This window comes from Shimia marina, assembly GCF_001458175.1.
GTDB lineage: Bacteria > Pseudomonadota > Alphaproteobacteria > Rhodobacterales > Rhodobacteraceae > Shimia > Shimia marina.
In genome coordinates this window covers 1-330 of sequence record NZ_CYPW01000026.1, presented here as the reverse complement: position 1 = coordinate 330, position 330 = coordinate 1, and the positions used below count along the sequence as shown (strand labels likewise).

Annotated in this window: 1 protein-coding gene; it reads right to left on the bottom strand. The window is 50.9% G+C overall.

Features of this window, described 5'->3' with window-relative positions:
• Positions 1-72 precede the first annotated feature (72 nt).
• On the bottom strand, positions 73-330 hold a 258-nt coding region (locus SHM7688_RS20065), incomplete at its 5' end, for a hypothetical protein (protein ID WP_233486616.1).

The window sequence follows — 330 nt, the reverse complement described above, 5'->3', positions numbered from 1 at the left end:
GCGATAGGGATAAGTAATGATGGCGCAGGGAAGAGATGCGGAGAAGCCCGGAAGCTTCCCCACCTTGCATGATCATCCTCCCAAACCCAAAGAACGAAGATAAGAAACTCTCTCTCCGAACAATCTCTGACGGATACTATATTCAGAGCAGCGATCCCGATGGCGGACTTCGATATAGTCTTCCAGCAACTCTGGGCGGTCCCGCTCCATCTCATCTAAGCCCTGATAGTTATTTGAGAGCGCTACGATACAGCCCGTCTCAAGCTTACATGCAGCTTTCATGACCGTCTTGAGTTGGATGGCGTGACGGTAGTTGATGAGGAAGCTGTC